Source organism: Bauldia litoralis, assembly GCF_900104485.1.
Classification (GTDB): Bacteria; Pseudomonadota; Alphaproteobacteria; order Rhizobiales; family Kaistiaceae; genus Bauldia; species Bauldia litoralis.
This window is the reverse complement of the sequence record NZ_FMXQ01000011.1, coordinates 87,105-107,291: the sequence shown is the minus strand read 5'-3', so window position 1 is coordinate 107,291 and position 20,187 is coordinate 87,105. Positions and strand designations below refer to the sequence as shown.

18 protein-coding genes are annotated in these 20,187 nt (G+C 64.8%); 11 read left to right on the top strand and 7 right to left on the bottom strand.

Annotated elements, in window-relative coordinates:
- Positions 1–4: 4 nt before the first annotated feature.
- The 7 genes from BLT60_RS21505 to BLT60_RS21475 form a co-directional block, all read right to left on the bottom strand.
- Positions 5–817 carry an ABC transporter permease gene (locus tag BLT60_RS21505; protein ID WP_090880103.1) on the bottom strand — a complete coding sequence of 271 codons (813 nt, stop codon included), beginning with the start codon at positions 815–817 and terminating at the stop codon, positions 5–7.
- Between the two features lie 4 nt (positions 818–821).
- A complete protein-coding gene (locus tag BLT60_RS21500) occupies positions 822–1,673 on the bottom strand; it encodes an ABC transporter permease (RefSeq protein ID WP_090880100.1) in 852 nt (283 codons plus the stop codon).
- A complete protein-coding gene (locus BLT60_RS21495; protein ID WP_090880097.1) occupies positions 1,670–2,743 on the bottom strand; it encodes an ABC transporter ATP-binding protein in 1,074 nt (357 codons plus the stop codon). The genes BLT60_RS21500 and BLT60_RS21495 overlap by 4 nt, the downstream gene beginning before the upstream one ends.
- 70 nt (positions 2,744–2,813) lie before the next feature.
- Positions 2,814–3,977 carry an ABC transporter substrate-binding protein gene (locus BLT60_RS21490; protein ID WP_175478578.1) on the bottom strand — a complete coding sequence of 388 codons (1,164 nt, stop codon included), beginning with the start codon at positions 3,975–3,977 and terminating at the stop codon, positions 2,814–2,816.
- A gap of 248 nt (positions 3,978–4,225) precedes the next feature.
- Positions 4,226–4,918, bottom strand: coding sequence for a cysteine hydrolase family protein (locus BLT60_RS21485; protein ID WP_090880094.1), 693 nt, complete (start codon positions 4,916–4,918; stop codon positions 4,226–4,228).
- Positions 4,919–4,949: 31 nt separating this feature from the next.
- Positions 4,950–5,378 carry a diol dehydratase small subunit gene (locus BLT60_RS21480; RefSeq protein ID WP_090880091.1) on the bottom strand — a complete coding sequence of 143 codons (429 nt, stop codon included), beginning with the start codon at positions 5,376–5,378 and terminating at the stop codon, positions 4,950–4,952.
- On the bottom strand, positions 5,375–7,639 hold the full coding sequence (locus BLT60_RS21475; RefSeq protein WP_090880088.1) for a propanediol/glycerol family dehydratase large subunit: 2,265 nt from the start codon (positions 7,637–7,639) through the stop codon (positions 5,375–5,377). The genes BLT60_RS21480 and BLT60_RS21475 overlap by 4 nt, the downstream gene beginning before the upstream one ends.
- A 254-nt stretch (positions 7,640–7,893) precedes the next feature.
- On the opposite strand from BLT60_RS21475, the gene BLT60_RS21470 reads away from it, so the two are divergent.
- From BLT60_RS21470 to glpK, 11 genes are all read left to right on the top strand, one after another.
- Positions 7,894–9,012, top strand: a complete 1,119-nt coding sequence (locus tag BLT60_RS21470; protein WP_090880086.1) for a Gfo/Idh/MocA family protein — start codon at positions 7,894–7,896, stop codon at positions 9,010–9,012.
- Positions 9,013–9,020: 8 nt separating this feature from the next.
- On the top strand, positions 9,021–9,854 hold the full coding sequence (locus tag BLT60_RS21465) for a sugar phosphate isomerase/epimerase family protein (protein WP_090880083.1): 834 nt from the start codon (positions 9,021–9,023) through the stop codon (positions 9,852–9,854).
- Positions 9,855–9,968: 114 nt separating this feature from the next.
- Positions 9,969–10,769, top strand: coding sequence for a DeoR/GlpR family DNA-binding transcription regulator (locus BLT60_RS21460; protein WP_090880080.1), 801 nt, complete (start codon positions 9,969–9,971; stop codon positions 10,767–10,769).
- Positions 10,770–10,994: 225 nt separating this feature from the next.
- Positions 10,995–12,521 carry a glycerol-3-phosphate dehydrogenase gene (gene glpD / locus BLT60_RS21455; protein ID WP_090880077.1) on the top strand — a complete coding sequence of 509 codons (1,527 nt, stop codon included), beginning with the start codon at positions 10,995–10,997 and terminating at the stop codon, positions 12,519–12,521.
- Positions 12,522–12,666: 145 nt separating this feature from the next.
- Positions 12,667–14,406, top strand: a complete 1,740-nt coding sequence (locus BLT60_RS21450) for an ABC transporter substrate-binding protein (RefSeq protein ID WP_090880074.1) — start codon at positions 12,667–12,669, stop codon at positions 14,404–14,406.
- 93 nt (positions 14,407–14,499) lie between these two features.
- Positions 14,500–15,573 carry an ABC transporter ATP-binding protein gene (locus tag BLT60_RS21445; RefSeq protein WP_090880071.1) on the top strand — a complete coding sequence of 358 codons (1,074 nt, stop codon included), beginning with the start codon at positions 14,500–14,502 and terminating at the stop codon, positions 15,571–15,573.
- Positions 15,573–16,652 (top strand): ABC transporter ATP-binding protein, encoded by a 1,080-nt coding sequence (locus tag BLT60_RS21440; RefSeq protein WP_090880294.1) that lies wholly within the window; start codon positions 15,573–15,575, stop codon positions 16,650–16,652. The genes BLT60_RS21445 and BLT60_RS21440 overlap by 1 nt, the downstream gene beginning before the upstream one ends.
- A complete protein-coding gene (locus BLT60_RS21435) occupies positions 16,649–17,512 on the top strand; it encodes a carbohydrate ABC transporter permease (protein ID WP_090880068.1) in 864 nt (287 codons plus the stop codon). Before BLT60_RS21440 ends, BLT60_RS21435 begins: the two co-directional genes overlap by 4 nt.
- Before the next feature lie 2 nt (positions 17,513–17,514).
- Entirely contained in the window at positions 17,515–18,312 is a 798-nt protein-coding gene (locus BLT60_RS21430) for a carbohydrate ABC transporter permease (protein ID WP_090880065.1), read from the top strand.
- A gap of 12 nt (positions 18,313–18,324) precedes the next feature.
- Entirely contained in the window at positions 18,325–18,615 is a 291-nt protein-coding gene (locus BLT60_RS21425) for a DUF2160 domain-containing protein (RefSeq protein ID WP_090880062.1), read from the top strand.
- 41 nt (positions 18,616–18,656) lie between these two features.
- Positions 18,657–20,168 (top strand): glycerol kinase GlpK, encoded by a 1,512-nt coding sequence (gene glpK, locus BLT60_RS21420; RefSeq protein WP_090880059.1) that lies wholly within the window; start codon positions 18,657–18,659, stop codon positions 20,166–20,168.
- Positions 20,169–20,187 lie beyond the last annotated feature (19 nt).

The following is a 20,187-nucleotide window of genomic DNA, read 5'->3' as shown; positions in this document are numbered from 1 at the left end:
TGTTCTAGCCGGCGCCCGCCCGTCGCCGGCGGTTGAGCGCCAGCATGACAAGGTAGCCGCCGATCAGGATGACGATTGCGCCGACGGTCGAGATGGTGCCGAGCACCGGCACGCCCGGCGTATAGCCGGCGACCATCTTGGCGTAGAGATATTCCGGCACGGTGGTGTCGGCGCCGGTGGTGAAGAGCGACAGCGGGAAATTGCCCCAGGACAGCAGGAAGGCGAACAGCCCGCCGGAGAAGATGCCCGGCATCAGGACCGGGATGGTGATCTCGCGCAGGACCTGCAGCCGCGAGGCGCCAAGGTCATAGGCGGCTTCCTCGATCGCCGGGTCGAAGCTATAGACCTGGATCGAGATCACCAGGGTCACGACCGGCACGATCCACACGAGGTGGGCGAAGACCGCGGTCTGCCACGAGAGTTGCAGGCCGATGGCGTTGAACCACAGCAGCAGGGCGAGGCCGAGCACCGACTGGGGGAAGAAGATCGGCAGCAGGATCAGCTTCTGGAACCAGGACCGGCCCTTCCAGTCGTAGCGGGCGAAGGCCAGCGCACCGAAGAAGGCGAGGACGATGGAGATCGCCGTGACGACCAGCGCGATGACCAACGAGGTCTCGAGGATCTGGTGGATCTGGATCGAATCCAGCGTCTTGCGCCACCAGTCGAGGCCCCATTTGTTGATCGGAAAGATGAAATAGCGGCTCGAGGTCAGCGAGGCGAGGGTGATGCTGAGGCTCGGCAGGTAGACGAAGATCACCATGGCGATCGTCCAGACGACGATCAGGGCATGACGGATGCGGACGGCGCGGGTTTTCATCGCGTCACCGCCTGCCGAGGAGACGGTCGAGGTCGACGCGCCGGAGCACCAGCAGGACCAGCGCGCCGACGATCAGCATCAGCAGCACCGAGAGCGCCGCGCCGAGTGGCCAGTTCTGGGCGTAGGTGAAGGCGATCTCGATGTCGTGGGCGATCGGGATGATCTGCTGCCCGCCCAGCACCTTCGCCTCGGCGATGGCGCCGACGGCCAGCACGAAGGTCAGCAGGCTGCCGATCATCAGGCCGGGAAGCGACAGGGGCAGCTCGACTTCGCGGAAGACCTGCCAGCGGGTCGCGCCGAGATCGCGCGCCGCCTCGCGCGTCTCGTTCGGCACCATCGAGATGCCGAGCGTCAGGGGGAAGAGCATGAACGGGATATAGACATAGACCATCCCGAACAGGACGATGCCGCGGGTGAACAGGATGCTCTCCAGATCGAGGCCGAACATCGACTTGAGCGAGCCGAGCAGGACGCCATTCTTGATGAAGAACAGCAGCCAGCCATAGAGGCGCACATTCTCGGAAACGAAGAGCGGGATGACGAAGAGCAGCGTCACCAGCGTCGACCAGCGGCCGAAGACCCGGACCAGCCCATAGGCGACGGGGTAGCAGATGAAGGCGAGGATGACGACCGTCATCGCGGCGAAGCCGAGCGACCAGAGCAGCGAAATGTAGGTCGTGCTCTCGAAGATCGTGACGTAGTTCTCGAAGGTCGGCTGGCCGCCGAAGCCGAAGGTGCGCGGCGGCATGAACGAGAAGACGATGATCGCCGCCAGCGGCGCGGCGAAGCCGATCAGCAGAAACAGGATGACGGGAGACGCCGACCATGCGCCGGCCGTTATGCGCCGCTCACTCATCGGTCGGGCACGACGATCGAGTCGGCCGCGTCCCAGCCGATCAGAACGTCCTGGTCGAGCTTGCCCTGAAAGGCTTCGTGCCGCAGCTTCTCCAGCACGAAGGTCATCTCACCGACCCGGACGTGATACTGGATGCGCGAGCCAAGGGCATATTCATTGTAGAGCTTGCCGGCGACGTGGTTGTCGGCGTCCCCCGGTTCGGACAGGAAGCGGAGAAATTCGGGGCGCACGACGAGGTACCCGTCCTTCATGCCGTCGGCGATCGGCGGCGCCCGGAATTCGCCGGGAACCTCGGCCGAGGTCAGCTTGCGATCGCCGGTCACGGTGACCGGGACGACGTTGACGTCGCCGATGAACTCGGAGACGAATTTCGAATTGGGCGTGCTGTAGATTTCCTGCGGCGAGCCGATCTGCACCAGCTTGCCTGAGCGCATGACGCCGATCCGGTCGCTCATCACCATCGCCTCCTCGAGGCTATGGGTGATGTAGACGAAGGTCTTCTTCGTCTCGCGATGGATGTCCTTGAGTTCCTTTTCCAGCGTCTTGCGGAGCTTGTAGTCGAGCGCCGAGAGCGGCTCGTCGAAGAACAGGATCTCGGGATCGAAGGCCAGCGCCCGGGCGAGGGCGACGCGCTGGCGCTCGCCGCCGGAAATCTGGGTGACGGCGCGCCGGTAATAGGATTCCGGCAGGCGCAGCATCTCCATCAGTTCCAGCGCGCGGCGCTTGCGGGTTGCCGGATCGACACCGCGGATCTTCAGGGAAAATTCGATGTTGGCGCCGACTTCCTTGTGCGGGAAGAGGGCGAGCGACTGGAAGACCATGCAGGTCGGCCGGCGGTTGGCCGGGATGGCGTTGATCTTTTCGCCGCGCAGGATGATGTCGCCGCTGGTCGGCATTTCCATGCCGGCAAGCATGCGCAGCAGGGTCGTCTTGCCGCTGCCGGACGGGCCGACAATGGTGAACAGCTCGCCTTCGAAAATCTCGAGGTCGATCGCATCGACGGCGGCGTGGCCGGCGAAGGTCTTGGTCAAACCCTTCAGATAGAGAATGACCCCGTCAGGCCCTGCCATCGATACCTGCTTTTATTCGTCTGGTGGTGGCGCGGCGCCCCCGGAGGGAGGCGCCGCGTAAGGATTTGGATCAGCCGCCGGACGCTTCGCGCTTGGCGGCGGTCATCAGATCGAGAAGCTTGTCGTAGTCGGGCACGATATCGTATTCCGCTGACTTCGCCATTTCCTCGCCGAGGCTGTCCCACTGGATCGCTTCAAGCTCGTCCGGAGTGAACAGCTCGAAGCACTTGGGATCGCCCATCTGGGTGACCGGGTTGAAGGTGCCTTCGGCAAAGGCGACGGTGTGCGACACCTCCGGATCCTGAACGTATTCGAGGAACTTCGACGCCAGCGGCGACAGTTCCGGATTGTTGACCAGCGAGGTGACCTCGATCCAGGCGACGCCGCCCTTGCCACCGGGCATCGGTCCCTTGTTCGGGGTGATGCCGCGGATGTTGAGGAAGCCGTCGGCGCGAGCCGGCGAGGCGCTGTAGACGCCGCCGGTCATGTGGAAGTCGATCTCGCCGGCGACGAAGGCCTGGTTCATCGTGGCGATGTCGCCGACAACCTTGGCGCCCTTGAAGACCTTGCTGGCGGTCTCGGCGAACTTGGCGACCTCGTCATCCGTGTGGTCACGGAAGGGATCGAAGCCCGCGATCAGACAGATGTCGAAGACGTTCCAGTCGTCGCTCTCGAGAATGCCGTACTTGCCGGCGTTGGCCGGGTCATTGAACAGGTCCCAACCCACGTCCTCGGCGGTCGCGCGGCTGACCTTGTCAGTGTTGACGACAAAGCTGTAGGGCCCGAAGCGCTGGATCATGCCGAGCAGTTCGCTGCCGTCCTCGCTCATGCACCACGGATAGGGCCATTCGAAGCCCGGCAGCATGTTGGCGAAGTAGGGTTCGAAGGTGGCTTTATCCAGTGGCTTGATCAGACCCTCGGGATACATGATCTTGCGGGCCCAGGGGTTGTTGACGTTGATCAGGTCCCAGACGTTGGTCTCGCCGGCGCGCAGACGGTTGATCATGGTCGGGTCGTTGGTCAGCGACTCGGCCTTGACGGTGGCGTCCATCTCGGTGCGGAAGGGGTCGAGAACCTCTGCGGAATTGTAGCCCTCCCAGCAGAGGATGTTCAGTTCCTTCTCGCGCGCTGCCTGCGCCTGGCGGAACATGCCGCCGGAGCCGGCGGCGAAGGCTGCGGCAAACATGGCGGATTGCTGCATGAAGTTGCGGCGGTTGATGCCATTGCGTCCCATCGAACTCTCCTCTCCTGGGCCTTTCCGGCCCTGTAGGTCTTCACGTGAAAGCCGGCTTCGCTCTTGCGAGCCGACGACGCTCGTTGCGCCTCTGGAAGTTCCTTTCATGGCGAGCCGGAGCCCAAGGCGCGGGTACCCGTTTGTCTTATAAGCTGCCCCAGACCGATGGCTCTTGACTTGTCGCCGGTCAAATTTGACCCTCAATTTAGCCAGGGTGTTTCTAGCACATCGCGTGCCAGCAACATTGGCTACAGGCCCATCATGGCCTTCAGTTCGGCGCTCGACATGACATTGCAGTAGATCATGTTGATGATCTCAAGCTCTTTGTGATGGAGTTCCTCGGATCCCGCGGCGCAACAATCCTCGACAACGATCACGTTGAAGCTCTCGTCGGCGAGACTCCGCACGGTCGAGGACACGCACTGGTCGGTGAAGACGCCGCAACACACGACGTTCCTGATCCCCATGTTGGTGAGGAGCAGGCGCAAATTGCTGCCGGTCAGGGCACTGTCGGTCATCTTGGTGACGACGATCTCGTCACCCTGCGGCGCAAGTTCAGGCACGATGGCCGATTCCCAGTCGTCCTTTGGGAGCAGCAAATCGTTCCAGCCCGGCTTGCAGTGACTCAGCGAGCGCTCGCGGCCGTTCTTCGTATGGCTGGCGATCCGGGCATGGACGCATTCGATATTGTTTGACCGGAACCGGGCGAGAAGATCGGCGGTGTTGGGGACCAGCACCTCGTCGAGGCGGCGATGGAACGGCGTCCACAGGTCGTAGCGGGCCTGTTCCTCGGCCGACAGGCTGTCCCGGTCCGGTCGCGACCGGTAGGTGTTCTGGACATCGATGACGAGAAGGGCGGTCTCCTCGAACTTGAGCTCGATGTCATCGGGCTCGGGCGCGCCGAGGTAGTAGATCGACCGGTAGTCCGTCTTCCAGTTCATTCCAGCTCCATTCGCTCGGGTTCGCGCTGGTTCAGAAACGGTGGGTGAAAAGGCCCCGCCTTTCGTACACGTGTGCCGCCTCCTCGACGAATTCGGCCATCCGCGTCGCGCCGTAGGTTTCGCGCAGCGTTCCGGCGGCATCGAGCAGCGGCTGTTTGCTCTTCGACCGGCCGGGCCGCAGCAGTTCGTAAACCTGCATGATGAAGTCCTGGGGCACGTCGACCAGCTCGGACGCCCTGTCGAAGTTGGCGCCGAGGGTGCCGCGGTTGGCGTCGCGGGCGACCTCCGCCTGGAGGCGGAGCGCGTCGGGCGTGATCCTGAGGTCCTGGAGCGTCACATCGCCGGCCAGCACCGCATCGAGCGTCACCGCGTCGAGCGGCGCGCCGCGCGGTCCCCTGATCAGCTCCGGGCGCTTCTCGGCCAGCGGATAGTCGGCGGTGGTCAGCTTCTCGTCGCTCATGCCGGCACGCCCACGATCTCCATGGTGATCTCCTCCGGTGCGGCGCCATCGGCGGTAAGTTCGGTCTCGATGGCGTAGATCAGGGCGACGCGGGCATGGTAGCGCGAGCCCATCGCCTCGCCATGGTTGGGGACGACCACCGGCTCCGGTTCGTCGCCGCGCGCGTAGATCGCGGCGTTGCGCCCGAGGCCGCGATAGTGGTCGAGGGTGGTGATCGGCGCGTTGGAGAAGAGCTCCAGGTTGTTGTGCGGCAGGCGGTCGGCGTGATGGATGACCGCCGTGCCCTTGGTCTGGATGCCGATGCCGACGCGCGATCCCGACAGCCGGGCGGCGGACAGGCCGAGGAAGGAGGTGTCGGCCGTATGCCTGAGGCGGACGATGCGCGGCACGCCGCCGGCGCTCTCGATGCCCTCGACCAGCGCGCCGAGAAGCTCGGCGACCGGGATGCCGCTCATCGTCCGGAACAGCTTGACCCCGAAAGCCGGCGAGACGCCGATGACCACCTCGCGCGGATCGTCGCCGACGGTCGCTTCGCCCATCTTCGTGAAAGTGATGCCGGGGGCTTCCTGGCGGGCGAATTCCTCTTCCTGGCCAAGCACGGTCTCGCGGTCGAGGACATCGCGAATGGCGACGATCTCCTCCCGCCGCGCCGCCGACAGCCGGTAGCCGGTGCCGGGGCCGCCATAGTCGTTGGGGTCGTTGACGGCGCTGAGGATCTTGCCGTCGCGCACCATCGCCGAGGTCTGCAGGTAGTCGCCGGAGATGCGCAGCTTGACCAGCCACAGGAGGTTCTCCGCCTCTTCGATGAAGCCGCGGGCATGGAGCGCCTTGATGACGTCGACGACGGTGATGCCGCGGTCGCGGATTCGGTCGGAGATCCGCGCCACCTCGCCCGGCAGGTAGCTGTCGGTGTCGTCCGAGCCGGAGGCCATGACGACGCTCGCCATCATCTCGCGGGTCGGCTGGCCGAGGTCGAGTTCCTCGAAGACGGCGGCGATCGCCGCGACGGCGCGCTGGCGGAGGTCGAGCGCCTGCTCCTCGCCGATCGGCGTCAGGCCGCCATCGGCCTCGAAGTCGCGCTGGAGGACGAGATAGTCCTCGAGTTCTTCGCCGTTGAGCAACGACGGGTTGAAGGAATTGTCGTATTTGAGGATCGAGCCGAAGCCGGAGCAGATCAGGTCAGAGCCGCCGATCAGATACGGCAGGATCTTCGCCCCGACGCGGATTTCCGACTCGGTCGAGCGGGCGTCGTTGCCCGAGGCGCATTCGAGGTCGAGCCAGACGGCGACGAGGTTCTCCGCCATCATCTCGCGAACGCCGCCGGGGACGGTCGCGGTGATCGGCGCGCCGTCGATGCCGCCATTCTGCGTGCCCTGCACGCCCATGGCCCGCTGCAGGCAGAGGCAGCGCGCTTCGAGATAGAGCATCGACTTCTTCTCGTGGAAGCCCATCAGCAGTTCCGAGCCGGCGCCCGAGGTGCAACGCATCTTGATGCCGCGCGAGGCGTAGGCGGTGGCAAGGAACGCCTTCGACCACGGCGTGTCGTCGCCGTCGATGAAGGCGCGCTCGGTGCCATAGACCGAGACCGTTTCGGCATAGGAGGTGAAGCCGGCCATGCCGATCTTCAGTTCCTCGGCTTCCTCGCTGGCGCATTGAAACAACGTGCCGGCGCGGCCGACCGACGCGCCGACGGCGCAGGCCAGCGCGTTGGCCCAGGCGTTGCGCGAGACGCGCATCGTCGTCTCGATCTCGTCAAAGCCGAGGGCGACGGCGGTGGCGGCGTCAGCGGCGAGTTGCAGCGGATCGTCCTTGGCGTTGGTGACGTGGCCCTGGTTGCCGGGGGTGCGGCGCGCCCGCATCTTGGAATAGGCGAAGGCGATCTCCAGCGCGTTCAGTTCGGCGACGACTTCGGCAAGCTTGGCCGGGGTCAGGCCATGGGCGATGCGCACCAGTTCGGTGCGCGGCACGTTCATGTCGACCAGCATGCGGGCAATCGCCGGGGAGGGGATCGCCATCGCCTCTTCCGCCACCGCCGTGTCGAGATGGTAGCGGGCGACGAAGAGGTCGATCATGTCGAAATCGGCCTCGGCGACGCCGTCAAGCTCGACGACGCGACCGTCAACGATGCGCAGGCCGGGCTTCGGGTCGTGCGGGCTCTTGAAGGCGGCGAAGCCGTTTTCGGCATCCTCGACCGCGAACTTGTCGAGCCTGAGCGGACGCTCGTCCCAGTCCGAGAAACGTCCCCAACGATTCGCAGCCATGCACGCCCGTCCCTTCGACCACGTCGCGGCGGCACTTCAAGCCAGCGGCGACGCGGACAAGACTGGACACCAAACCGCGACCGGGTCAACGCCTGCCTTTTCGCCGGGTCATAGCCGGCTTCGTTTCGACCGCCGTGGTTGCGTTTTGCATCGTCGCGCGCGGCGGGATATCCCGGTCGCCGTCAAGCTCGGCTAGACTTCGGGCTTCGACCGTCACGAAGACCTTCCCCGCAACCGGACCGGACCACCAGCCCATGTCGTCACCTACAATCAAGATTGGCCTCGTCGGCGCAGGCGCCATCATGCGGCTCAGCCACGCGCCCACCATCGCGGCCACCGACGGCGCGGAACTGGTGGCAGTGTTCGACACCGACCTGACGCGGGCCGAGGCGCTGGTCGCCGATTTCGGTGGCGCCGCCCATGACAATCTCGACCGGATGCTGGAAACGCCCGGCCTCGACGCCGTGGTGGTGGCGACGCCGAACTGTTTTCACGAGGACGGAGTCCTTGCAGCGGCGCGCCACGGCAAGCATGTGCTGTGCGAGAAGCCGCTGGCGATCGACGCGGCTTCAGCGAGGCGCATGGTCGAGGCCTGCGACGCGGCGAAAGTCATCCTCCAGGTCGGGTTCAACCAGCGCTTCTGGGCGCAGGTCGAGATCGCCAAGCAACTGATCGACGCCGGCTTCATCGGCAAGGTTCACCAGATGCGGTCGATCTATTCGGAGAAGTCGACCGCCTATCCGGCCAGCACCCGCTACCGCTACGATCTCGCCCAGTCGGGCGGGGCGACGATCATCGACCTGACCATCCACCGCATCGACCTGGCCCGGCATCTGGTCGGGGATTTCTCCGGTGTCTTCGGCGAACTGGTCCACAGCGAATTGCCGGAGCAGGTCGACGACAATGTCTTCCTCCTGACCCGTTTCGAAAATGGCGCGCGGGGCAGCCTGGCGAGCAACCGTTACTCGCCGAATATCGGCGACGGCACCGACATCTATGGCAGCGAAGGTACCATCCACATCGCCAGCGAGACGATCTCGCCCTTCGCCTCGGCGCCGCTGGCCGTCTACACCGAACGGTCGGCGGCGGACCTGCCCGACGTCCTGCGCGAGGCGCATTATCCCGATGCCTGGTGGGAGACCTTCAAGGGCGGCTGGATCACGGTCAAGCCGCCGCGCCGCAGCCCCTATCGCGCCCAGCTCGACGCCTTCTGCGAAAGCGTCCGCGAGGGCAAGCCGGCGCGGATCACCGGCGTTGACGGTCTGCGGGCGCAGGAATTCGTCCAGGGCGCCTACCTGTCGATGCGGTCAGGCACCTGGGTGGATCTTCCACTGGCGGATGATGCGCCGTTTGTCATTCCGGATTATGCGTGAGGTCGGCCATGTATTCCTGTTTTCATAGTGTCGGCCTGCCGAAGCGATCCCTGCTGGAGTGTGTCGATCTCGTCGCGGACGCCGGCTACGATGCGATCGAACTCAACGCCGAAACGCTCCCCTGGGCCCCGGCACACATCACACCGGAAACCGGGGCAGCGGAGCGCAAGGCCGTGGTCGAGGCCTGCGCGCGGCGGGGTCTGCGCATCCCGGCCGTCGGGGCGCATGTCGGCATGGTCGATGCCGACCCGGCAAGCCGCGCCGCGGCGATCGCATTCGTCAACGGCTGCACGGATATCGCGGTCGATGTCGGCGCGCCCTTCGTCCACATCCTGTCCGGGCCGCTTCCCGAGGCGGTCGACCGCGACGACGCCTGGCGCTGGTTCGCGCGGGCAGTCGAGGAAACCGTCGCCTATGCCGACACCCGCACTATCGGCCTCGGCATCGAGGCGATCGCCGGGCACCTCTTCCACACGGTTGACGACTATCATGCGCTCCGCCGCGACCTGCCGGGCGTCGGCTTCAAGGTCAACTTCGATCCGAGCCACCTCAAGGTCCAGAAGGAAGATCCGCGCCGGGTGGTCGATGAACTCGGCGACAGCATCGCGCATGTCCATCTCAAGGACGGCAAGGGGCTCTTTCCCGACTTTACCTTCCCGCCGCTCGGTCAGGGGACCATCGACTTCGCGGGGCTTGTCGAAGGACTGCGTCGCGCGGGATACGGTGGGGCGCTGTCGGTCGAATACGAGGCGCAGGTCTATGGCTTCCGCGAGAGCGAGGACGAGATCCTGACCAACGGCAAGCGCTTCTGCGACCAGTTGCTGGCGAGCGGACAGGGCTGACGACGGCTTCGCCAAAACGAAAAAACCGAAACAGACGAACATTCGCTTGTTGGAGAGAGGGCCGCGTCCTCTTATGGTCGCGGGCAGCGTTTCGTGTTTCGAGAGGTTGGGCGGATGTCCTTCCAGTTCAATTTCCGGCAACAGCAGATTGTCGAACTCGCCAAGTTGAACGGCCGCGTCACGGTCGACGATCTCGCTGCCCGTTTCGACGTGACGCCGCAGACCATTCGCAAGGATCTCAACGACCTCTGCGGCCAGCGGGTGCTGACCCGGACCCATGGCGGCGCGATCCTGTCCTCAGGCGTCGAGAACGTCGCCTATGACGCGCGGCGTGGCCTGGCGCAGGTCGAGAAGGAGAGCATCGGCCGCCACGCCGCGGCGCTGATCCCCAACAACTCCTCACTGCTGGTCAACATCGGCACGACGACCGAGGAAGTCGCGCGGCATCTCGTCCATCACGAGGGACTGCTGGTGCTGACCAACAACATCCATGTCGCCGCGATCCTGACGCCGTCGCCGCGAATCGACGTGATCATTGCCGGCGGCATCGTCCGCAAGTCGGACGGCGGCATTATCGGCGAGAGCGCCATCGAGTTCATCTCGCAGTTCAAGGTCGACCGGGCGGTGATCGGCGTTTCGGCCATCGACGATGACGGGGCGCTGCTCGATTTCGACTATCGCGAAGTGCTTGCCGCCCGCGCCATCATCAAGAATGCGCGGCAGGTCATCCTTGTCGCCGACGCGATGAAATTTACCCGCAGCGCCCCGGTGCGGATCGGGCATATCTCGCAGGTCGATGTCTTCGTCACCGACCGGCCGCCGCCGGAAACCATCGCCGAGGTCTGCCGCCACAACGGCGTGACGATCGAGGTCGTGCCGGGTTTCGAAAACGCCGACGACGACGGCGACGACTGATCCGACTTCGGCTGTCGGGTCCCCTCCCTTTTCCACAGAGCGACAGCACCTTGCGCCTTTGAGGTGCATGGATGGCGCAATGCGCTTGTCTTTCGTTATTTTTCGTTTATCGTTCATTTGCGGTTCGATCGGCGCGTTTATCTTTCGCAATTGCGAGATGAAGGCGCGTTTTTCTTCGCAACTGCAGCAAAAGAAATTCCCGCAAAAGACGGGAAGGGGGAGGAAATGGGACCCGGCGGATCGTACGATCTCGCCGTCATCGGTGGCGGCATCAATGGCTGCGGCATCGCACGCGACGCACAGGGGCGCGGGCTGCGGGTGTTCCTTGCCGAAATGGCGGACCTTGCCGCCGCAACCTCATCCGCCTCGACCAAACTGATCCATGGCGGTCTCCGCTACCTGGAATTCTACGAGTTTCGTCTCGTCCGCGAGGCGCTGGCCGAGCGTGAAGTGCTTCTCGCTTCGGCCCCGCATATCATCTGGCCGTTGCGGTTCGTTCTCCCTTACCACGATGGCCTGAGGCCGTGGCCGGTGATCCGGCTCGGCCTCTTCTTCTACGATCACCTCGGCGGTCGCCGGATCCTTCCGCCGACGCGCAGCGTCGACCTTGCCAGCGATGCCGTCGGCAAGGGCCTGAAGAGGACCTATCGCCGGGCCTTCGAATATTCGGACTGCTGGGTCGAGGACGCGCGACTGGTGGCTCTCAATGCCCGCGACGCGGCGGACCGCGGCGCCGATATCCATACCCGGACGCAATGCGTGGCGGCGCGTCGCGACGGCGCTCGCTGGCGGGTGACTCTCGAGAACCGCCGCGACGGCAGCCGGTTCGAGATCACCGCCCGCGCGCTGGTCAATGCCGCCGGGCCCTGGGTGTCGGAAGTGCTGACCGGTGTCGCCGGCCTCAACGCGCCGGCCCGTGACCGGCTGGTGAAGGGCAGCCATATCGTCGTCGACCGGCTCTTCGATCACGACCGCGCCTACATCTTCCAGAATGCCGACGGGCGGATCTGCTTCGCCATTCCCTACGAGCAGGATTTCACCCTGATCGGGACGACCGACGAGGAGTTTGATGGCGACCCGGCGACGGTCGCGATCAGCGAGTCCGAGACCGACTACCTGCTCGGCGCCGTCAGCGAATATCTGGAGAAGCCGGTCACCCGGTCCGATATCCGCTGGTCCTATGCCGGTGTCCGGCCGCTCTATGACGACGGCGCGTCCAAGGCGCAGGAAACGACGCGGGACTATGTCCTCACCCTCGACGGCGAGGATGGCGCGGCACCGCTGCTGTCGGTCTTCGGCGGCAAGATCACCACCTACCGTCGCCTCGCTGAACATGCGCTGGAGAAGCTCGCCGAGACCTTTCCGCAGATGCGTCGGTCATGGACTCGGACGGCGACGCTGCCGGGTGGCGATATCCCGGTCACGGCCTTCGACGAGTGGGCGGAGAAAGTGGCGGACCGCTACCCTTTTCTCGACCGCGGGGTCGTGCACCGGCTCTGCCGCGCCTACGGGACACGGGTCGACGCGCTGCTGGCGGGGGCACGGAGCGCCGCGGATATCGGCCGCGACTTCGGCGGCGGTCTCAGCGAACGCGAGATCGCCTATCTCAAGGCGAACGAATGGGCGGAGACGGCGGAGGACATCCTCTGGCGCCGCTCCAAGCTCGGCCTGCATCTCGATGCGGGACAGCGCGAAGCGGTCGACAGCTACATGCGCTCGGCCGTGCCCCAGCAAGCGGCGAGGGCGGGATGAACCGCGCGCGCAATCCATTTTCGAATGCACCGCAAGGAAGTGGCCCCGGCCGGATTCCGACGCGTGCAAAAAAGCTCCGGACGACGCGTGCGCACCGCGTCCGGGGCATTGAAATCCTTAGTGCGCACGTCAAGGAGGAAACGAAATGTCGATACGGTACACCGCATCGGTAGCGGCGCTGCTGGTCGGAATCGGGTCGTCTCCGGCATTCGCGGACATGGAAGCCGCGAAGAAATGGATCGACTCCGAATTCCAGCCCTCGGTTCTGTCGAAAGACGAACAGATGAAGGAGATGGAGTGGTTCATCGACGCCGCCAAACCCTTCGCCGGCATGGAGATCAACGTGCTGTCGGAAGGCGTTCCGGCGCACACCTATGAATCGACGGTCCTCACCAAGGCTTTCGAGGAGATCACCGGCATCAAGGTCAACCACCAGATTCTCGGTGAAGGCGAGGTCGTCCAGGCGGTTCAGACGCAGATGCAGACCAACCGCAATCTCTACGACGCCTATGTCAACGACTCCGATCTGATCGGTACGCATTCGCGCCTGCAAAGCGCGGTGAACCTGACCGACTGGATGGAAGGCGAGGGCTCGGATGTCACCAATCCGATGCTCGACCTCGAGGATTTCATCGGCATCCAGTTCACCACCGGGCCGGACGGCAAGATCTGGCAGTTGCCCGATCAGCAGTTCGCCAACCTCTACTGGTTCCGCGCCGATTGGTTCGCCCGCGAGGACCTGAAGAAGCAGTTCAAGGACAAGTACGGCTACGACCTCGGCGTGCCGGTCAACTGGTCGGCTTACGAGGATATCGCCGACTTCTTCACCAACGACGTCAAGGAGATCGATGGCGTTCGCATCTACGGCCACATGGATTACGGCAAGCGCGCGCCGGACCTCGGCTGGCGCATGACCGATGCGTGGCTGTCGATGGCCGGCTCGACCTCGCCGGGCCTGCCGAATGGCCGGCCGATCGACGAATGGGGCATCCGCATGGACGAGGGGACCTGCAATCCCTCGGGCGCCTCGGTCTCGCGCGGCGGCGGCACCAACGCTCCGGCGTCGGTCTATGCCATCGCCAAGTGGGACGAATGGCTGCGCAACTACGCGCCTCCTGGCGCTGCCGACCTCGACTTCTACCAGTCGCTGCCGGCGCTCAGCCAGGGCAACGTCGCCCAGCAGATCTTCTGGTACACGGCGTTCCTGCCCGACATGGTCAAGTCCAAGGCCGACGGCAACAATACCGTCGACGACGACGGCAAGGTCCTGTGGAAGATGGCGCCTTCGCCGCATGGCCCGTACTGGAAAGAGGGCATGAAGCTCGGCTACCAGGACGTCGGATCGTGGACCCTGTTCAAGTCGACACCGGTCGATCGTCGCAAGGCGGCCTGGCTCTATGCCCAGTTCGCCGTGTCGAAGACCGTCGATCTGAAGAAGACCCATGTCGGCCTGACGATCATCCGCGACTCGTCGATCAACGACCCGTCGTTCACCGAGCGGGCGCCTCAGCTCGGCGGTCTGGTCGAGTTCTATCGTTCGCCCGACCGTGTCGCGTGGACGCCGACCGGCATCAACGTGCCGGACTATCCGAAGCTCGCCCAGCTCTGGTGGCAGCAGATCGGTGACGTCAATTCGGGTGCCTTCACGCCGCAGGAAGCCATGGATCGGCTCGCCGGCGAGATGGACGACATCATGGCCCGGATGCAGGCAGCCGATGAGGCCGCCAACACCTACGGGGGTTGCGGACCGCGGCTCAATGCCGAAGTCGATCCGTCCGAGTGGCTCGGCAAGCCGAACGGCCCCGCGGCCAAGCTGGAAAACGAAAAGCCCCAGGGCGAGACCATCGCCTATGACGACCTGATCCAGCGCTGGACCAACCAGTAGCGCCGGCAAGACTCACCTTTCCGGGACGCGCCCTCGCGGCGCGCCCCGGAAGGGCTTACGCTCTCAGGCAAGCGGGAACGGTGAACAACCGAGATGACGCTGGAACTTCGAAACATCGCCAAGCGGGTCGGCGCCGATCAGCACATCCACGAGACAAGCCTCGTCCTGGAGGAGGGATCGTTCAACATCCTGCTCGGCACGACGCTCTCCGGCAAGACGACGCTGATGCAGCTGATGGCGGGCATCGACCGGCCGACCTCGGGCGACATCTTTTTCCGCGGCGCCCGGGTCAACACGGTCCCGGTGCAGAAGCGCAACGTGGCGATGGTCTACCAGCAGTTCATCAACTACCCGAACATGAACGTCTTCGACAATATCGCTTCGCCCTTGCGCGTGGCGCGCATGGCGCAATCCGAAATCGACAAGCGGGTCCGGGAGACGGCGGACCTCCTCAAGCTGACACCGATGCTCCAGCGGCGGCCGAGCGAGTTATCCGGTGGCCAGCAGCAACGAACGGCGATGGCGCGGGCGCTGGTCAAGGATTCCGACCTGATCCTGCTTGACGAGCCGCTCGCCAACCTCGACTACAAGCTGCGCGAGGAACTGCGCGACGAACTGCCGAAGCTGTTCGCGGGGCGCGACCGGATCGTCGTCTACGCCACCACCGAGCCGACCGAGGCGCTGCTCTTCGGCGGCAACACCGCGACCCTGCATGAAGGCCGCGTCACCCAGTTCGGTCCTACCTCCGAGACCTACCGCAATCCGAAGGACCTGATTACCGCGCAGGTGTTCTCCGATCCGCCAATCAACACGGCGCGGGTCACCAAGCAGGGCCAGAACATCGTCATTGCCGGCGCGGCCGCGATGCCGGCCGTCGGCACCGCGCGCGATCTGCCGGATGGCGACTACACCATCGGCATCCGCCCGCACCACATCACGCCGCAGGCGCGCAACGAGTCCGATGCCGCCGTGGAGGGCAAGATCCTGATCGCCGAACTCAGCGGATCGGAGAGCGTCGTCCATTTCGATCTCGACGGCCGGACCTGGGTCTCGCAATCGCACGGCATCCATCCCTTCGAGATCGGCGCGATGGCACGCCTTTATGTCGATATCGGCAGGAGCTTCTTTTTCGATGCCGACGACCGGCTCGTCGCGGGAGGCGCATGATGGCTGGCATCACGCTCGACAAGGTTCGCCACAGCTACGGTCCGAAGCCGACCAATGACGAGGACTGGGCGCTCAAGGAAGTCTCGCTCGATTTCGCCGATGGCGGCGCCTATGCGCTGCTCGGGCCTTCGGGCTGCGGAAAGACGACGCTGCTCAATCTGGTCTCCGGGTTGCTGCGGCCGACCGAGGGTACGATCCTGTTCGACGGCCTCGATGTCACCGATGCGACGCCGGAGGCGCGCAACATCGCGCAGGTTTTCCAGTTTCCGGTCATCTACGACACGATGACCGTCTACGACAATCTCGCGTTTCCGCTCCGCAATCGCGGCGTCACCGGGCCGGATATCGATCGCCGCGTCCGGGAGATCGCCAGCATGCTCGAGCTCGACGGGATGCTGACCAAGCGCGCCTCGGGCCTGACCGCCGACGGCAAGCAGAAGATATCGCTGGGGCGCGGGCTGGTCCGTTCCGACGTCAACGTCATCATGTTCGACGAACCGCTGACGGTGATCGACCCGCACCTGAAATGGGTGCTGCGGTCGAAGCTGAAGGAACTGCACAGCCGTATCCGCCGGACGATGATCTATGTCACCCACGACCAGACCGAGGCGCTGACCTTCGCTGACCGGGTGGTGGTGATGCAGGACGGAGAGGTGGTCCAGATCGGCACGCCGGTCGAGCTCTTCGAGAAGCCGCAGCACACCTTCGTCGGCCACTTCATCGGCTCGCCCGGAATGAATGTGCTGCCCTGTTCGGTCGAGGACGGTGTCGCCATCTTCGCCGGCCACCGGGTGGAGACGATCAATGCCGCCGGGTATCGCGGCGGCGCGGGACACGTCGAGCTTGGCGTGCGGCCGGAGTTCGTCACGCTGGCCGATGAAGGCATCCCGGTCGAGGTGATCAAGGTCTCGGACGCCGGTCGCTACCGGATCGTCGAGACCGCCGGCGCCGGCGAGATCATCAAGCTGCTGCTTCCCGAGGAGGACGCGGTGCCGGAAGGGACGGCGCATGTCCGTTTCGACCCGGCGCATTCGCAGATCTACGAGAATGGCTGGATGGTGAACGGGGCCGCCTCATGAAGAAGATCGACAACAACAAGGCCTGGTGGTTCGTCGCCCCCGTCGTTCTGCTCGTCGCCTTCAATGCCGTCATCCCGCTGATGACCGTGGTCAACTTCTCGGTCCAGGAAACCTTCGGCGACAACGTCTTCTTCTGGGCCGGCGTCCAGTGGTTCGAGGACGTGCTGCGCTCGGAGCGGTTCCATGCGGCACTCTTTCGCCAGGTGATGTTCACCGGCCTGGTTCTTCTCATCGAGATCCCGCTCGGCCTGCTGATCGCGCTGGCCATGCCGCGCAAGGGGCCATGGGTCTCGGTCTGCCTGGTGATGATGGCGCTGCCGCTGCTGATCCCGTGGAACGTCGTCGGCGCGATGTGGAACATCTTCGCGCTACCCGACATCGGCCTGCTCGGCCGCATGATCAACGGCCTCGGCATCGACTACAACTACACGCGGCAGCCGATCGGCGCGTGGTTCACCGTGGTGCTGATGGACGTCTGGCACTGGACGTCGCTGGTCGTGCTGCTCTGTTATGCCGGCCTCGTCTCCATCCCCGACGCCTATTACCAGGCGGCCAAGGTCGATGGCGCGCGGCCGTGGGCGGTGTTTCGCTACATCCAGCTGCCGAAGCTGAAATACGTCCTGACCATCGCCATCCTGCTTCGATTCATGGATTCGTTCATGATCTACACGGAGGTGGTCGGCCTGACCGGCGGCGGCCCCGGCAACTCGACGACCTTCCTGTCGATCGATCTCGTCAAGATCGCCCTCGGCCAGTTCGACCTCGGCCCGGCCGGCGCGATGTCGATCATCTACTTCCTCATCATCCTGCTGATGAGCTGGCTGTTCTACACCCTCATGATGCGCGGGGAGGACCGATAGCCATGCGCGCCCGCTCGCTCATACCGATCGTCTACATCCTGTTCCTGCTGCTGCCGATCTACTGGCTGCTCAACATGTCGTTCAAGACGACCAACGAGATTCTCGGCGGCTTCACCCTGTGGCCGCAGACCTTCACGCTGGAGAATTACGCCAAGATCTTCACCGACCCGACCTGGTACATGGGTTACGTGAATTCGCTTCAGTATGTGGTGATCAACACCGTGCTGTCGGTGTCGGTCGCGCTGCCGGCGGCTTATGCCTTCTCGCGCTACCGCTTCCTCGGCGACAAGCATCTCTTCTTCTGGCTGCTGACCAACCGCATGGCGCCGCCGGCAGTCTTCGCGCTGCCCTTCCTCCAGCTCTATTCGGCGGTCGGGCTGTTCGACACGCCCTGGGCGGTGGCGCTGGCCCATACGCTGTTCAACATTCCGCTGGCAGTCTGGATTCTCGAAGGCTTCATGTCGGGCGTGCCGAAGGAGCTCGACGAAACCGCCTATATCGACGGCTATTCCTTCCCGCGCTTCTTCGTGCGCATCTTCATCCCGACCATCGCCGCCGGCATCGGCGTCGCCTGTTTCTTCTGCTTCATGTTCTCGTGGGTGGAACTGCTGCTCGCCAAGACGCTGACCTCGGTCGCGGCCAAGCCGATCGCGGCGACGATGACCCGCACCGCCAGTACGTCGGGCTACGAACTCGGCCTTCTGGCTGCGGCCGGCGCGCTGACCATCGTTCCGGGCGCCTTTGTCATCTACTTCGTCCGAAACTATATCGCCAAGGGCTTCGCCCTCGGTCGCGTCTAGGAGGAAACCGTCATGGACGCCGCACCGCTCGCCTGGATGGCCTGGACCTGGCCGACCGCACTGTTCTTCCTCTTCATCCTCGGCTGCTTCGTCGTCATGTCGATATGGGAGTATTTCGTCCCCGGCGGATCGCCGCGCCATGGTGTCCTCGGCCTCGACACGACGCGCGGCGACCGCCTGTTCATCTCGCTTCTCGGCAGCGCCTTCATTTTTCTCGCCTGGCTCGGCATTGTCGGGATGCCGCTGACGGCGCCGATTGTCATCGCCATCCTGTTCGCGATCGCGGTATTCATCTGGGTCTGAGCGGAACCGCCCCTCGACGTGCTGCAACGGATACCCCGACGATGCCTCGTTTCATTCTCTCCATCGACCAGGGCACCACCTCGACCCGGGCCATCGTCTTCGATGCGAAGCTCAAGCCGGTCGGTTCCGCGCAGCGCGAGTTTCGCCAGATCTTTCCGAAGGCCGGGTGGGTCGAGCATGACCCGGAGGAAATCTGGGAGAGCGTCGTCGCCACCTGCCGCTCGGCGATCCGCAAGGCGAAGATCAAGCCGGCGGAAATCGCCGGCATCGGCATCACCAACCAGCGTGAAACTGTCGTCGTCTGGAACCGCAAGACCGGCAAGCCGATCCACCGCGCCATCGTCTGGCAGGATCGGCGGACCGCCGATATCTGCGCCTCGCTCCGCCGCAAGGGGCTGGAGCCGACGATCACCGAACTCAGCGGCCTGCTGCTCGATCCCTATTTCTCGGGCACCAAGATCGGCTGGCTGCTCGACACGGTGAAGGGCGCGGGCAAGCGCGCCTTTGCCGGCGACCTCTGTTTCGGCACCATCGACAGCTGGCTGATCTGGCGGCTGACCGGCGGCAAGGCGCATGTCACAGATGCTACCAACGCCTCGCGAACGCTGCTGTTCAACATCCACGATGGAAAGTGGGACGACACGCTGCTGGAGATCTTCGGCGTGCCGCGCGCGATGCTGCCGGAGGTCAGGGACTGCGCCGCGGAGTTCGGCGTCACCGACAAGAGCATCCTTGGCGCCGCGATCCCGATTCTCGGCGTCGCCGGCGACCAGCACGCGGCGACCATCGGCCAGGCCTGCTTCAAGCCGGGCATGCTGAAATCGACCTATGGCACCGGCTGCTTTGCACTCCTCAACACCGGGGACCAGGCGGTGCGCTCCCGCAACCGGCTGCTGACCACCATCGCCTACCAGCTCGACGGCCAGCGCACCTATGCGCTGGAAGGCTCGATCTTCGTCGCCGGTGCGGCGGTGCAATGGCTGCGCGACGGGCTGAAGGTCATCAAGCGGGCCGAGGACACCGGGCGGCTCGCGGCAATGGCCGACGCCGATCATCCGGTCTATTTCGTCCCGGCTCTCGTCGGGCTCGGCGCGCCTTATTGGGACGCCGAGGCGCGGGGCGCGATCTACGGCATCACCCGCGGCACCACTTCGGCGGAGATCGCGCGGGCTGCCTTGGAGGCGGTCTGCTTCCAGACCCGCGACCTCCTCGATGCGATGCAGGGCGACTGGGAGAAGGGAAGTGCAGCGCGCACCGTCCTCAGGGTCGACGGCGGCATGGTCGCCTCGAACTGGACGATGCAGTTCCTCGCCGACATCCTCGGCGCGCCGGTGGACCGACCGAAGAACCTCGAGACCACCGCTCTCGGCGCCGCCTATCTCGCCGGCCTGCAGGCCGGTATCTGCCCGGCGCCCGATGCCTTCGCCAAAGGCTGGAAGTCCGACCGGCGCTTCACGCCGAAGATGCGCGCGCCCGAGCGATCCCGCCGCTACGCCGGCTGGTGCGACGCGGTCTCGCGAACCCTGACGCGTGCGCCGGCTGACTCGGCCTGAGCCGGGGCACCTGCATCAT

What these genes read in the sequence shown, in the direction of transcription:
- BLT60_RS21505 (WP_090880103.1), bottom strand. Translation starts at nt 817, where the DNA reads ATGAAAACCCGCGCCGTCCGCATCCGTCATGCCCTGATCGTCGTCTGG.
- BLT60_RS21500 (WP_090880100.1), bottom strand. Translation starts at nt 1,673, where the DNA reads ATGAGTGAGCGGCGCATAACGGCCGGCGCATGGTCGGCGTCTCCCGTC.
- BLT60_RS21495 (WP_090880097.1), bottom strand. Translation starts at nt 2,743, where the DNA reads ATGGCAGGGCCTGACGGGGTCATTCTCTATCTGAAGGGTTTGACCAAG.
- BLT60_RS21490 (WP_175478578.1), bottom strand. Translation starts at nt 3,977, where the DNA reads ATGGGACGCAATGGCATCAACCGCCGCAACTTCATGCAGCAATCCGCC.
- BLT60_RS21485 (WP_090880094.1), bottom strand. Translation starts at nt 4,918, where the DNA reads ATGAACTGGAAGACGGACTACCGGTCGATCTACTACCTCGGCGCGCCC.
- BLT60_RS21480 (WP_090880091.1), bottom strand. Translation starts at nt 5,378, where the DNA reads ATGAGCGACGAGAAGCTGACCACCGCCGACTATCCGCTGGCCGAGAAG.
- BLT60_RS21475 (WP_090880088.1), bottom strand. Translation starts at nt 7,639, where the DNA reads ATGGCTGCGAATCGTTGGGGACGTTTCTCGGACTGGGACGAGCGTCCG.
- BLT60_RS21470 (WP_090880086.1), top strand. Translation starts at nt 7,894, where the DNA reads ATGTCGTCACCTACAATCAAGATTGGCCTCGTCGGCGCAGGCGCCATC.
- BLT60_RS21465 (WP_090880083.1), top strand. Translation starts at nt 9,021, where the DNA reads ATGTATTCCTGTTTTCATAGTGTCGGCCTGCCGAAGCGATCCCTGCTG.
- BLT60_RS21460 (WP_090880080.1), top strand. Translation starts at nt 9,969, where the DNA reads ATGTCCTTCCAGTTCAATTTCCGGCAACAGCAGATTGTCGAACTCGCC.
- glpD (WP_090880077.1), top strand. Translation starts at nt 10,995, where the DNA reads ATGGGACCCGGCGGATCGTACGATCTCGCCGTCATCGGTGGCGGCATC.
- BLT60_RS21450 (WP_090880074.1), top strand. Translation starts at nt 12,667, where the DNA reads ATGTCGATACGGTACACCGCATCGGTAGCGGCGCTGCTGGTCGGAATC.
- BLT60_RS21445 (WP_090880071.1), top strand. Translation starts at nt 14,500, where the DNA reads ATGACGCTGGAACTTCGAAACATCGCCAAGCGGGTCGGCGCCGATCAG.
- BLT60_RS21440 (WP_090880294.1), top strand. Translation starts at nt 15,573, where the DNA reads ATGGCTGGCATCACGCTCGACAAGGTTCGCCACAGCTACGGTCCGAAG.
- BLT60_RS21435 (WP_090880068.1), top strand. Translation starts at nt 16,649, where the DNA reads ATGAAGAAGATCGACAACAACAAGGCCTGGTGGTTCGTCGCCCCCGTC.
- BLT60_RS21430 (WP_090880065.1), top strand. Translation starts at nt 17,515, where the DNA reads ATGCGCGCCCGCTCGCTCATACCGATCGTCTACATCCTGTTCCTGCTG.
- BLT60_RS21425 (WP_090880062.1), top strand. Translation starts at nt 18,325, where the DNA reads ATGGACGCCGCACCGCTCGCCTGGATGGCCTGGACCTGGCCGACCGCA.
- glpK (WP_090880059.1), top strand. Translation starts at nt 18,657, where the DNA reads ATGCCTCGTTTCATTCTCTCCATCGACCAGGGCACCACCTCGACCCGG.